General features: G+C 69.7%; 13 protein-coding genes. 3 read left to right on the plus strand and 10 right to left on the minus strand.

The genetic code is table 11. From position 1 onward, the window contains the following. The first annotated feature begins 171 nt into the window (after positions 1–171). On the plus strand, positions 172–1221 hold the full coding sequence (locus NDR87_RS34565; RefSeq protein ID WP_251918124.1) for an aminotransferase class V-fold PLP-dependent enzyme: 1050 nt from the start codon (positions 172–174) through the stop codon (positions 1219–1221). A 1-nt stretch (position 1222) separates the two neighbouring features. Here the strand turns inward: NDR87_RS34565 and NDR87_RS34570 are convergent, their stop codons facing one another. The 3 genes from NDR87_RS34570 to NDR87_RS34580 all read right to left on the minus strand — a co-directional run bounded on the left by NDR87_RS34570 (position 1223) and on the right by NDR87_RS34580 (position 3596). Then, complete coding sequence (locus tag NDR87_RS34570; RefSeq protein ID WP_251918125.1) at positions 1223–2590, minus strand: DUF2252 domain-containing protein; 1368 nt, start codon at positions 2588–2590, stop codon at positions 1223–1225. 78 nt (positions 2591–2668) lie between these two features. Then, positions 2669–3061 (minus strand): rhodanese-like domain-containing protein, encoded by a 393-nt coding sequence (locus tag NDR87_RS34575; protein ID WP_251918126.1) that lies wholly within the window; start codon positions 3059–3061, stop codon positions 2669–2671. Positions 3062–3071: 10 nt separating this feature from the next. Continuing rightward, a complete protein-coding gene (locus NDR87_RS34580; RefSeq protein ID WP_251918127.1) occupies positions 3072–3596 on the minus strand; it encodes a cysteine dioxygenase family protein in 525 nt (174 codons plus the stop codon). A gap of 128 nt (positions 3597–3724) precedes the next feature. Between NDR87_RS34580 and NDR87_RS34585 the strand changes: the two genes are divergently transcribed. Further along, positions 3725–4702, plus strand: a complete 978-nt coding sequence (locus NDR87_RS34585) for an ABC transporter substrate-binding protein (protein ID WP_251918128.1) — start codon at positions 3725–3727, stop codon at positions 4700–4702. Here the strand turns inward: NDR87_RS34585 and NDR87_RS34590 are convergent, their stop codons facing one another. Next, positions 4703–5032, minus strand: a complete 330-nt coding sequence (locus tag NDR87_RS34590; RefSeq protein ID WP_251918129.1) for an MmcQ/YjbR family DNA-binding protein — start codon at positions 5030–5032, stop codon at positions 4703–4705. Positions 5033–5164: 132 nt separating this feature from the next. Between NDR87_RS34590 and NDR87_RS34595 the strand changes: the two genes are divergently transcribed. Further along, positions 5165–5581 carry a hypothetical protein gene (locus tag NDR87_RS34595; protein WP_251918130.1) on the plus strand — a complete coding sequence of 139 codons (417 nt, stop codon included), beginning with the start codon at positions 5165–5167 and terminating at the stop codon, positions 5579–5581. A gap of 772 nt (positions 5582–6353) precedes the next feature. Here the strand turns inward: NDR87_RS34595 and NDR87_RS34600 are convergent. The 6 genes from NDR87_RS34600 to NDR87_RS34625 all read right to left on the minus strand — a co-directional run bounded on the left by NDR87_RS34600 (position 6354) and on the right by NDR87_RS34625 (position 12851). Further along, the gene (locus NDR87_RS34600; protein ID WP_251918131.1) at positions 6354–7568 is read right to left on the minus strand and encodes an AbrB family transcriptional regulator; all 1215 of its coding nucleotides are present in this window, start codon (positions 7566–7568) and stop codon (positions 6354–6356) included. Between the two features lie 61 nt (positions 7569–7629). Further along, positions 7630–8421 carry an ABC transporter permease gene (locus tag NDR87_RS34605; protein WP_251918132.1) on the minus strand — a complete coding sequence of 264 codons (792 nt, stop codon included), beginning with the start codon at positions 8419–8421 and terminating at the stop codon, positions 7630–7632. Then, positions 8408–9388, minus strand: a complete 981-nt coding sequence (locus NDR87_RS34610; protein ID WP_251918133.1) for an ABC transporter ATP-binding protein — start codon at positions 9386–9388, stop codon at positions 8408–8410. The genes NDR87_RS34605 and NDR87_RS34610 overlap by 14 nt, the downstream gene beginning before the upstream one ends. Further along, positions 9351–10865, minus strand: coding sequence for an SDR family NAD(P)-dependent oxidoreductase (locus tag NDR87_RS34615; protein ID WP_251918134.1), 1515 nt, complete (start codon positions 10863–10865; stop codon positions 9351–9353). The genes NDR87_RS34610 and NDR87_RS34615 overlap by 38 nt, the downstream gene beginning before the upstream one ends. Beyond that, a complete protein-coding gene (locus tag NDR87_RS34620) occupies positions 10862–11113 on the minus strand; it encodes an acyl carrier protein (protein ID WP_251918135.1) in 252 nt (83 codons plus the stop codon). Before NDR87_RS34620 ends, NDR87_RS34615 begins: the two co-directional genes overlap by 4 nt. After that, entirely contained in the window at positions 11103–12851 is a 1749-nt protein-coding gene (locus NDR87_RS34625) for an HAD-IIIC family phosphatase (RefSeq protein ID WP_251918136.1), read from the minus strand. The genes NDR87_RS34620 and NDR87_RS34625 overlap by 11 nt, the downstream gene beginning before the upstream one ends.

A 12851-nucleotide genomic window follows, 5' to 3' on the forward strand; every position in this document is an offset into this window, starting at 1 on the left:
GATCTGGCGCATACCCGCTCCTCCAGCGAATCCGACCGTTTCCCGCAGATTCGCACCCCCGGCCGAATCCGCGCAACCGATTTTCACAGTGCGTAGCAGGTGCGCCGAATCAGGCCAATGCGGCGCGGGTGGCTATGGACCGGGTGCCACGACGCGGATGACACTGCGAAGATGGATCCCTTGGCACCCGGCGAGTTCCGTCCCGAAACCACCTATCTCAACACCGCGGCCTTCGGGCTTCCCGCCGCGTCCCGGCTGGCGGCCGAGCGGGCCGTCACCGAGCGATGGACGGCGGGTCATATCGCGCCGTCGGCGGCCGACGATCGGGTCGAGGTGCTGCGGGCGAGCTTCGTCCGACTGCTGGCCGGAGCCACCGCCGACGACATCGCCATCGGCCACTCGGTGGGCTCGCTGATCGGCCCGGCCGCCGCCGCGCTGCCCTCCGGCGCGGAGGTGCTGGTGGCCGAGGGCGATTTCGCCTCGGTGCCCAACCCCTTCCGCTATCGCGGGGATCTCATGGTGCGCACGGTCCCGCTGGAGCGCCTGGCCCAGGAGGTGCGGCCGCAGACCGCCCTGGTCGCGGTGAGCGTCGTGCAATCGGCCGACGGCCGCGCGATCGATCCGGCCGAACTTCGCGCTGCCACCCGCGCACACGACGCCTGGCTGCTGCTGGACGCCACGCAGGCCGCGGGCTGGCTGCCGCTGCGGTTCGACGACGCCGACTTCTGGGTCGCCGCGACGTTCAAGTGGCTGCTCGGCGCGCGCAGTGTGAGCTGCCTGGCGGTGCATCCCACGGTCGCCGAGGCGGCGCGACCCGTCTCGCCCGGCTGGTACGCGGCCGCCGACCGATGGGCGGAAATGTATGGCCCGCAACGACTCTCACCGTCCGCCCGACGCTTCGACGATACGCCCGACTGGCTGGGCGTGGTCGGCGCGGTGGCCGGACTGGAGCTGATCGAGAAGCTGGGCGTCGAGGCGATCGGCCGCCACGATCGGGCGCTGGCGGCCGAATTCCGTTGCGGGCTGGCCGATCTGGGGCTGCGTCCGGTTCCCGGCGACTCCCCCATCGTCACCGTTCCCGGCGCGGGCGAGCGCGTGCACCGGCTCGCCGAATCCGGGATCATCACCACCGCTCGCGCGGGCGGGCTGCGGGTGTCGTTCCACGTCCACAATGGTTCCGATGATGTGGAACGCGCCCTGAAAGCCTTGGCGCAGCGGTGATTCAGGCATCCTCGGCGGTGATCCGGCCGGTGTCGATCGCGGTCAGCAGCGCCTGGTAGTCGGCATCGGTCTGGGCGGCGTAGGCCAGGGCGAACTCCCCGATCGCCTTGTCGAAGACATCGCCGCTGCCCAGGTAGGCGGCGATGGCGACGCGGTCGCCCGAGCGCGCGTGGCCGCGGGCCAGGGTGCGCCCACACATGCCGGCGTATTGGCGCAGCTCGTCCGGCGACATCTCCTCGATCGCCAGCGAACCCTTCATATCGCGCAGTTGACGCCAGTAGTAGAACAGCCCGTCCAGACCGGTGGCCCAGCCGAGAAAGATATCGCTGGCCGACTGGATCAGGCGCTGCCCATGCACCACCCGATGGCCCTGATGACGATGTCCCCGGCGCGGCAGATACGGTGCCAGCACCGACTTTTCGGCCTGCTTCACCTGCAGGAACAGCGGGTCACCGACCGTGCGCCCGGTCAGCAGCGCGAGAAAGCAGCGGGTGCCGACACTGCCGACGCCGACCACCTTCACGGCGAAGTCGCGGATCTGGTAGCGATCCAGCAGTAGCCGGCGTTCGTCCGGCAGCGAGTTGCGGTAGTCGGCCAGCACGGCGTGCAGCGGCACATGTTCGACATCCGGAAGCGTCAGCACCAGTGGCGGATCCGGGCGAATGCGCGGCTCACCGTCGGGGCCGGGCTCGGTGAGCTTGTTCAGCGCCTGCAGGCTGGTGCGGCGGCGCGCCTTGGTGATGACCTTCTCGGTGCGCTTGCGATACCGCGGGCGCAGCAGCTCCGCGACCTGCTCGACATCGACCATCTCGTACCAGACATCGGTCTCGCCGAGTCCGGCCAGCCGGTTCATCGTCTCGCGGTAGCCGGTCGCCGCCGCCGTCGCGGCCGCGACGGTCTCGGCATCGGTGCAGCCGTTGGCCTGTGCCGCCACCGCGACGCTGGCGGCCAGCCGCTCGACATCCCACTCGAAGGGTCCCGGCAGCGTCTCGTCGAAGTCGTTGACATCGAAGACCAGCGACCGTTCCGGCGAGGCGAACAGGCCGAAATTCGACAGGTGCGCATCCCCGCACAGCTGCACCGTCAGCCCCGTAGTCGGCCGGGTGGCCAGATCGGCGGCCATGATCGCGGGCGCGCCCCGATAGAACGGGAACCGGCCCGCGGCCATGCGCCCGTAGCGAATCGGCACCAGATACGCCAGCCGGGTCGCGGCCTGCCGCTCGAGGATATCGATCGGATCCGCCCGATCCGGGGCGGGCGTCCACTGCCCCAGCGAGGACCGCGGCACCCGCTTGCGGGTGGCCTTCCCCAGCTCCGCCGACGTCAAATCCTCCCCCGTGGCCCGCACCCGCACACCCGCCGTCGCCATATCCGGGACTCTAATCCGCCCGGACCCGCGCGCCCGCGCTCCCGCCGCGTCGATTCGCAGCTGTTACCGACGTGGCGATCACGGAACCGGTGCGGACCCGCCCGCGACCACCGGCAACCCGGCCGCCTTCCAGGCCCGGAATCCACCCACCAGATCGGTCGCGTGGGTGAGGCCGAGCCGCTGCGCGTCGGCGGCGGCGAGGCTCGAGGCATACCCCTCGTTGCAGATCAGTACGACCGGGGTATCGGGGGCCAGGCCGGGCAGGCGGTGTTCGCTCGCGGGGTCCAGCCGCCACTCCACAACGATGCGTTCGACGACGACCGCACCGGGAATCTCGCCCTCGGCGGCGCGGTTGGCGTGCGGGCGGATATCGATGAGCAGTGCGCCCTCGGCCTGCAGCGCCGCCGCCTGCGCGGGATCGACGCGCAGCAGGCGCTCGCGGGCGCGGGCGAGCAGATCCTCGACACTCACGACGGCTCCCTCACAATCCCGTGAAATCGGTCAGCGCGCGGTACTCCCGCACCGGCCGCAGCGGCGGCGAATAGGCGTGCACCGAGGCGGCCGGGCGCGGACCGGTATTGCGCAGCCGATGCGCGCGCTGCGGGCCGAAGGCGACGGTATCGCCCGCCGACCAGATCGCGGTGCGCGGGGGACCGCCCGCGTGCAGATACTCCTCGTGCAGGTCGCCAATGGTGACGGTGAACGCGCCGGACGCGCCGCCGTGGTCGTGCGGTTCGGTGCCCTGTCCGGGCCCCCACGACAGCAGCCACAGCTCCACGCCCATGGTCAGCGCCAGCCGGGTCCACCAGCGCTGGACGGGGTCGAAGCGGACGATGTCCAGCAGCGGGGCGGCCAGGGTCGCGGCCACCCCGGCGGTCAGTTCGCGCAACTCCGCGGGCGACCACAGCGTGCGCTCCGGATGGACCGCCTCGTGTAACAGCGGCACGTCGACTCCGGGATGAATATCCTTGGCGTGCTTCAGATTCACCGGTATCGACGTGGTCACTGCGCTCCTGACAGGGTCGGATTGCGTTTGGGGTGAATTGTCCGCCCATGGCGGCGGCTTGCCACGAACCACGATCAGCGTGAACAAAATGCTGCCGGACAAACCGGACAAGCACCTAGCGTCACCGCATGCTCATCTCCCGCACGGTCCGACGCAACCTGGCGCTGGCCGCCGCACTGGTCACCACGGTCCTGGCCGTCAGCGCCTGCGCCTCCGATCCCGAGACCGAGGTGCGGGCGGTGAACGGGCAGAGCTTCGATCTGACTCCGCAACAGGCGAATCGGGTGCGCGCCGACAAGGTGGAGGCCATTGCCGCCCAGGTGCCCCGGGCCATTCGCGACCGCGGCACGCTGATCGTGACCGGTTCGGCGGGCACGGGCGCACCGCTGCGCTTCCACGCCACCGACGATCGCACCCTGATCGGCTCGGAGGTCGACTTCGCCTCGCTCATCGCCGACATCCTCGGGCTGAAACTCGAAGTGCGCGCGGCGGATTGGGCGCAGAACTTCGTGGCGGTCGACTCCGGTGCGGTGGACGCGTTCATCTCCAACGTGACCGTGACCGAGGAGCGCAAGGACAAGTACGACTTCGCGACCTACCGCCTGGACAACATCGCCCTCGAGGTGCCCGAGGACGCCGACTGGACCTACAAGGATCGGACCTCGCTGGCGGGCAAGCGCATCGCCGTGGGCAGCGGCACCAATCAGGAGCAGCTGCTGGTCCAGTGGAACGAGCGCAATGTCGCCGAGGGGCTGCCCCCGATCGATATCGCCTACTTCCAGCAGACGACCGACTACTACCTGGCGCTGTCCTCGCATCGCATCGACGGCTACCTCGGCCCCAATCCGGTCGCGGTCTATCACTCGGCCACCTCGGGGCAGACCAGGATTCTGGCCACCTACTCCGGGGCGGGCGAGGCATTGCAGGCGGAGATCGCCGTGCTCACCCGCAAGGACAACGGCCTGATCGGGCCGGTGCACGAGGCCCTGCGCCACGCCATCGAGCAGGGGACCTATCGGAGGGTGCTGGAGCGCTGGGGGCTGCAGGGCGAGGCCGTGGCCCAGAGCCGCGTCAATCCGCCCGGCCTGCCGCGCAAGGCCGCGTAGCTAATCGACCAGGTGCCGGGGCGCGGCCTGCTGCCAGGAGTCGCGCACGATGGTCTCGAGTTCGTCGAGATCGTCGAGCGCGGCCAGCCGCACCCGAACCCAGGCGTTGTTGGCCTCGTGCGCGGCGATCCAGAACTTGTCCGGCTCGGCGCGGACCAGTTCGTCGCGCTCGACGATCGGGCAGCGCACCGCCATCGAGGTCTCGGCCTCGGGCAGGGTGAGGAACAGCTTGCCCGCGACGCGGAAAATCGGCATCCCCCATTGGAACTGCTCGGTCGTCTCCGGTAAGGACAGCGCGAAACTACGGACATCGTCACCGGTGGCACTCACCCGCGAAATCCTCCCAGGTGTTCGCCGAATCCGAAACTTCCGGTCGCGAGGTCCCACTTACCAGGCAAAATGCCGGTTACATTCCACATGCGTGTCCGCTGAGTACTTACCTTTCGAGAAAGGAATACCTTCGTGCGTACGCATGTACCGCTAGGCCTGGCCGCGGTAGCGATCCTGATGTTCGCCCCGGCCACCGCGCTGGCCGACGCGCCGACCGGCCCGATGCCCGGTCCGGACCGGTGCGAGACGATCGTCCCGCTGGGCGACGTCGAGGTTGTGCAGCACCAGAAGATCGACCCCACCGCGGGCACATCCTGCCCGGTCGGGACGGTCGCGGGCTACAGCCCGGCCCAGCGCGCCGCCTTCGACGCCTGGTGGCAGCAGGTCGTGAACCAGCAGGGCAGCCAGGATGAACAGCAGAGCGGCGACCAGAGCCAGCAGCAGGGCCAGAGCCAGCAGGGCTCGAACCCGCAGGCGCAGGGCCAGCAGGGTGGCGCCCAGCAGGGTCAGCAGCAGGGCGGCGGCCAGCAGCAGGCTTCCATTCGGTAGGTCGGGGTGGATCCCCGCCGTGCATCGCGCTGCGCTGCACGGCGGGGAAACGAAGGGGCCGCATTCGCGGGAAGAGTAAGGAGCCGCGTCCGGAGGAAGAGTAAGGAGCCGCGTCCGGAGGAAGAATAAGGGGACGCGTCCGGAGGAAGAATAAGGGGACGCGTCCTGGGGAAGAGTGAACGGCCGCATCGGGGGGAAGAGTTGGCAGCCGCGTCGGAGGCACAAGTAAGCAGCCGCGTCGGGGGAAGAATTAGCAGCCGCGTCGGAGGCACAAGTAAGCAGCCGCGTCGGGGGGAAGAATTAGCAGCCGCGTCGGAGGCACAAGTAAGCAGCCGCGTCGGAGGCACAAGTAAACGGCCGCATCCGAAGGACGAGTAAGCAGCCGCATTCGGGGAAGTGTGCGAGGACGCATTCGGGGGAAGTGCGAAAGGCCGCGTTCGGGGGAAGTAGCAGGCTGATTCGGGGGGGAAGGAATGGGAGCTGCGTTCGGGAAACGAAGGGGAGCCACGCACGGCGGGGAAACACCACCGGCGTTCTACGGGCACAAGGGAGTTTGCTCGGCGGGAATGGCTACCGCGCGCTGTGCGTGGCGTTCTTGCTGGGGGTCGGGTGGACCCGCGCATTGCGAACAGGAGGGGGCGAGTTCGTGTAATCGGAGAGTCGAACTTGGTCCGCGGCATTGCGGGAATTCGGTCCGCGCGCCATTGCGGGGAGACCGGAGAGGCTCGACGAGTGGTGGGTCCCGCGGCGTTGCGGGCCACTCGGAGGGGGGTCAGGTGGTTCTGACGGTGGCCGGTTCGGGTTCGGCCGGGGGTAGGGGTGGGAGTTCCTCCGCCTCGACGATCGGGGTGTCGGGGGCGGGGGTGGGTTGGGCGGCCGCGATCTGGGTGGCGATGCGGGTGGTGGCCTGGCGGGCGGTCCAGTGGCGGAACAGTTTGCCCATGAGCGGGAGCATCGCGACCATGAACAGCAGGCGGATGCTCTGCACACTGGTGATGAGTGGCATATTCGCGCCCATGCCCTCGGCCGCGGCGAGGACCGCGTTGATGCCGCCGGGGGTGGTGGCCAGGTACAGATCGGACAGTTCCAGATCGACGAACAGCGACAGCACGTACGCCAGGGCCGCGACGGCTATCGAGAGAACACCGATGGCGATGGTCATGCCCGGAATCATGCGTGCCATCTCCATGACGACGGCCCGCGTGAAGCGAGTGCCGACATCGAATCCGATCAGTACGAACAGCAACTCCTTGAACATGTTGGTCGGCGCGTACCCGTGGCTCAGACCCAGCGCGGTCAGCGCGGCGGTGATCAGCATCGGGCCGATGAGCGTGGGGCTGGGCAACTTCAGCAGCCGCCCGATGCGAATGCCGAGCAGGCACAGCACGATCGCGATACACAGCCCCGCGACCTGATCACCCCGCCCGACCAGCGCCCAGTGCGGCAGCGCGGCATTGGTGACCCGGCTGGCCACGACCGAGACGTGTTCGGTGTGCTCACCGGGATCGAGCAGCGCGGCCACCGCGGGCGCGCTGACCGCCACCAGCAGCACCCGCAGGTACTGCATGAACGCCACCTGCCGCGGATCGGCATCCATATCGTCGGCACACGACACCACCGCCGCCGACCCACCGGCCAGCAACCCCAGCGTCGCGGTCGGCAACGCCACCCGCGTGCAACGTGCGAACACCAGCGCCACCAGCAGGCTCACCACCAGGGTGGCCGCCGTGATCGCCAGCACCGGCAACAGCGCCAGCCCGATCGACCCGAGCAGCGACACCTCGAGGTAGCTGCCCATCAGCACCCCGAGCATGGCCTGCACGCCCACCGACACCTGCCGCGGCAGCGGCGCGGGCAGCCGCCCGGCCAACGCCAGAATCGCCCCGACAATGATCGCGACGATCATCTGCGGTGCGGGAAACCGTATCTTGTCGAGCAATTCGGCAACGGCGAGAACCCCCGCCAGCAACGCTGTCCAACCGATCACCTGTCTCCCCGTCATCGCGGCCCGGGGCGGCCGGGGCACTACTACTTCGGACATCCGCGGATCAACTCCGTCCGATCTTGGCGTGACTCAATCTGAATCGGAAGACGGCGATCAACGCTCCGGCGACCCCGACCCCGAGCAATACGACACAGGGCGTGGCCACGGCGTCGAAGCCACCGCCGTCCAAAATGACCTCCTTGAAACCCTTCAGCGCCCAGTACTGCGGCGTGAGGGGCGACAGCGCCTTCGCCCAGTCCGGGAGCGTGTCCCGCGGGGCGATGGTGCCGCCGAGTCCCCCGAGGGCCAGCGAGATCGGCTGCGCGATGATCGCCAGCTGATCGATGGACTTGCAGATCGACACCAGCGCGATGCCGAATCCCCACGTGGCCACCGACAGCGCGGCGGTCAGCAGGGCCAGCCAGATCACCGAACCCTGGCTGTGCAGATCGAAGAGCTGGAAGGCGACCACCCACACGATGGTCAGCTGCAGCGCCGAGAACACCAGCAGCGGAAAGGATTTCCCGGCGATGATCTCCGGGGCCCGCACTGGCGCGGCCCGCAGCCGATCCCAGGTGCCCCATTCGTGTTCGCGGAAGAACGAGGCGCCCAGCAGGGTGGTGATGAAGAAGGCGAACAGCACGATCGCACCGGGACCGGCCTGTTCGACGCCGTTGGCGTGCGGATAGCCGCCCGCGAGCCGCAGCTGGTACTTGTCGATCGGGGTCAGGAAGGCCATGAAACCGATCGGCAGCAGCGTCATGATGATCAGCTGCCACGGATCGGAGCGGATTCGATGGAAATCCGCCCACGACAGCGTCCGCACCCTTTCCAGTGCGGAGTCATGCAACAGCATCGGAACTCCTCTGTGAAGCGCCCCAACCGATTTCGGCCTCGGCGCGGGCCTCGGCCTCCGCCGCGCCGACGATGGCGAGGTAGGCGTTCTCCAGGTTGGGATGGTGGATCTCGGCCGACAGCAATCGGTCCGTCTCGCCGTTGAGGGTGGTGAACAGCTGCGCCAGCAACTGCCCGGGGCTATCGGTGGGGATGGTGAGCAACCGGGAGTCGGTCACGCTCGCGCCCGGGATGGCCCGGTAGGCGCCGAGGCCGTCCGGAACCGCGCCCGAGAACTCCAGGCTCACCGCCGATTTCGCGTACCGCTCGACGAGTTCGGCGGCATCTCCCTCGGCCAGGATGCGTCCGTGGTGCAGCACGACCACACGGGCGTTCAGCACCTCGAGTTCGGGCAGATAGTGGGTGGCGTACACCACCGCTGCCCCGCTGTCGGCGAGGTTGCGGACCTCGGCGAGCAGATCTTGGCGGGCCGACACGTCCGCTCCGACAGTCGGCTCGTCCAGCCACAGCACCGGCGGCTGATGCAGCAGCGCCGCGGCGGTGTGCAGGCGGCGCTGCTGGCCACCGGACAGGTTGTGCGCCCGGGTGCCCAGGAATGGCGTAATGCCCAGGGCCTCGGCCACATCCGCGATGCGGGCGGGCAGCACCGCGCGCGGCACGCCCATGATCCGGCCGAAGAACTCCAGGTTCTGCTTGGCCGTCAGGGTCGGGTACACGCCCAGTTCCTGCGGCGCCAGACCCAGCCGCCGCCGCGCCTGGCGCGGATCCTTGCGGATGTCGATGCCGTCGATGCGGACGGTGCCCGAATCGGCGGCGGTCAGTCCGGCCACGATCGATGCGGTCGTGGTCTTGCCCGCGCCGTTCGGTCCGAGTAGGCCCAGCACCTCACCCGGCCGCACGGTCAGGTTGACTCCGGTGAGTACCTTCTTCTTACCGTAGGACTTGTTCAGGTCGCGGATTTCCAGCACGCCACACCTCCTCGCTCGGTGCCGTCCACGCATTCGATCCCCCGAGTACGGTCACCTCGCCGGGCGCCGCGGGAGCCAGGAAGGCTCCGGCGATGCCGGCCGCGACCGGGCCGATCGGGTTGCTCTGTGCACGCCCGCCGGGGGTATTCGTCATTTCGGTCCACAGCCGCGGCGGCCGAGCCACCACGACGCGCCACGGATGGTGGCGGGCCACATAGTGGGCGAGCCCTTCGACCACGCCCTTCGCCGCCGCATAGTGCGGCCACCAGCGCGGCGGATCGACCACGGCCTCCGAGGAGACCAGCACGACCGTCGCGTCGGGTCGCAGCCGCGCGGCACACACCGACAGCGGGGTGAGCACCAATCGCGAACTGTCGCCGATGAATTCGACCGCCGGATCGATGGCGTCCGGCGCCAACGGCAGGGTCGGAATGGCCGGGGCCGCCAGGCTCACCACGCCGTCGAGCGGTTCGTCGGGCAGCGCGGCGGCCAGCGCCCGCGGATCGCGCGCGTCGGCGATCACCGGGATCAGCCGGTCCTGCCAGCCGGGTGCGGCGGCCAGCAGCGTCTCGGGCGGACGCGAGCAGCCGACCAGCACCCGGGCGCCCTGTCCGGCCAGCGCCAGCGAGACGGCCGCGCCCAGGCCGCGGCTGCCGCCGACGACCAGGATGGTCCGGCCCGCCAGCGACCGCGACACCGGCAGCACCGCGGCGATCTCGCCCGGCTCCGGACCCGGAACCGGTTCGCGCACCAGGCTTTCCACGGTGACGGCCGCATCCGCGCCACAGCGGGTGCGGGCCCGCAGCGTGATCAGCCCCGAGCGCCGGTCGATATCCGGTGTCTCGGTGGCGAATTCGATCGCGCCCGTGCCGAAGCGCTCCAGCTCGATCGCGCACGCCACCAACAGCGCGTCGCGGCCGGGGGTGTGCATACCGGTCCAGTAGCTGACCCAGCCGAGCAGGGTCGCCAGATGTTCGGGCACTCGCCCGCCGACCACCCGCTCCACCAGATCCGAGATCAACCGGTATCCGATCGAGAACGCACCCGCCTCGGGGCCCGGCGGATTCGCCGGATTCAGGCGGCGGGCGGTGCGCCGGTACGGGAGGTTGGGCGCGGTCTCGGTGGTCTCGGGCAGTTCCGGTCCCAGCGCGCAGCGGATGCCGACCGCCTCGATGCCGCCGAAGCTGACCTTGCCGCGGGCCTCGCCCTCGGAGACCGACCACTCGATCTCATAGCGCCGCCCCGGAATCGCGGGCTGCCGGAAGGTCACCCGCAGCTGCCGGACCACGCGCGGATCGATGCTCTCGAACAGCACGCCCAGCGCCATCGTGACGATCAGCGCGCCGTGCGCGATCGGCCGACCGTACGGGGATCGGCGCGCGAAATCGGCGTCGACGTGCAGCGGGTTGCGATCACCGGTCGCCATGGCGTAGTCCGCCACGTCGTCGTCGGTCAGCCGGAACGCCCGCGTGGTCACGGGGTCTTCGCCTTCTGTGCGTCGACGACCGCGGCGGCGATGTCGAGCAGGGAGACCTCGGAGGTCAGCAGTCGTTCGGGCAGTTCGACATCGAAGGCGCGCTCGACCGCGTAGACCAATCGCACCTGGGCCAGCGAATCCCAGACCTCCATATCGCCGCGGGCGGTGTCCGGACCGTGTACGGCGTCCTCGCCCACGACCGAGGAGAACACCTCGAGCAGTTGCTGTATCACCTGATCAGTGGCCATGTTGTAGCTGGGCCTCTCGAATATGGGGGCTGCGTGGCAGGGCCCCGGCGGTCAGGTCGTAACCGAAGACCGAGCCGCCCTGCTCGGTCTCGGACTCCACGGCGAATCCGCGCGTGGGGTACACCTCGCGGACCAGTCCGTTGCGGGCGGTGGGCAGATAGCGGCCGACGAGCCGCGAACAGCCGCGCGCTAGCGCCCATTCCGACACCGCGGCCAGCAGGCTGTCCTCGGCGCCGCGGCCGATGACGCGGCAGCTCAGCAGCAGGGTGTCGATCTCGGCGACCCCGCCGCGATCCTCGGCCAGCAGCACGCCGATGATGCCGTGGTCGGCGAACCGATCGCGCAGGCGCAGCGTGGCCGCGAACCACTGCGGATCCTCGGAGATCTTCAGCACCTGGGTCTGGGTGTGGCGGCGGGTGGTCAGATTGAACTGGTTGGTCTTGGCGACCAGCTGCGCGGCCCGGTCGATGGTGGTGGAGTTGATCGGCTCGACCACGGCCTGCATGTCCAGGCTCGCCAGGAACTCGTCGAGCGAGCGCCCCTGCGCCAGCTCCTCGGCGGCGGCCAGTGCCTGATAGGACCGCTGCCGGGCGAAGTCCTCCTCCGACAGCGCGCCCGGGTGCAGCCAGGGCAGCGCGGCCAGGGCGGCCGGGAATTTCGCCGGGGAGGCGGGCAGGGTCAGCGTGCGCACCTCCGGATGCGCCGCGGCGACCTGCGCGCATTCGGCGGCATTGTCGTCGACGAAGACGAAGCTGCCCAGCCCGAGCCGGACCTTCTCCGAAATCTCGCGCAGCTGTTCGGATTTGGGCCGCCAGTCGGCCACGATCCAGGTGAAGTCGTCGACGCCGAGCACCATGCCGGGCGCCTCGGCGATCGCCTTCAGGGCCAGCTCGCGGTCGTTCTTGCTGGCCACCGCGAGCAGCACCCCGCGCTCGGTCAGCGACTTCAGATAGCGCTGGAAGTCGGCGAACGCCTCACCCTCGGGTCCGGCGCCGATCCGGATGCCGTCGATACCGTCCTCGCCCAGGATGCCGCCCCACAGCGTGCCGTCCAGATCGAGCACCACGCAGCGGGCCGACAGGCCGCGATCGGAGGCGACGGTATCGGCGATGGCGGTGGCCAGCCAGGGCAAGCTGTCGGCGGCATAGGGCTGACGTACCCGGTACCAGCTGCGCGGGTCCTCCCAGTTGCGCAGCCCGACCTGTGCGGCCAGCTGTTCGACGTCGACGAAACGCACTCGGCCCGCGGCGGATTCGGCCAGCTGCGCATTCACCTCGCGCACCAGCGCCGAACGCGATTTGGCCGTGCGCCAGGCCACCGGACCGTAGGTGTCGGTGGCGGGTGGGGCGAAGCCGAGCTGGACCGCGCGCACGCCCAGCCGGGCCGCCGCGTCCCAGAGCCCGACCCAGCGCCGCACGGTCTCCTCCACGGTGTCGAACACGTCGTGGTGGGTTCCGGCGAGCACGACGTAATCGCCCTCGCGCAGCGGAGTCTGCGGATCGAACAGGATCTGCTCGAGCTGACCGAACGGGAATTGCAGCAGTTCCACCCGCAGACCCGCGCGGGCCCCGGCCAACGGCAGCAGTTCGGCCAGGAATTCGGTGGTGTGGGTGGCCAGCAGCGCGATGCGCACCGCATTGCCCTGCGCACCACTGTCCTTCGCGAAGGCGGTGGCACGCCGCACCCACGCGTCGTAGCCGTCGGCGGGCGACAGCTCGGTGGCCAGCTGGGTGTGCAC

It is taken from the genome of Nocardia sp. CDC159, assembly GCF_023740735.1.
In the GTDB taxonomy this organism is placed as follows: Bacteria; Actinomycetota; Actinomycetes; order Mycobacteriales; family Mycobacteriaceae; genus Nocardia; species Nocardia pulmonis.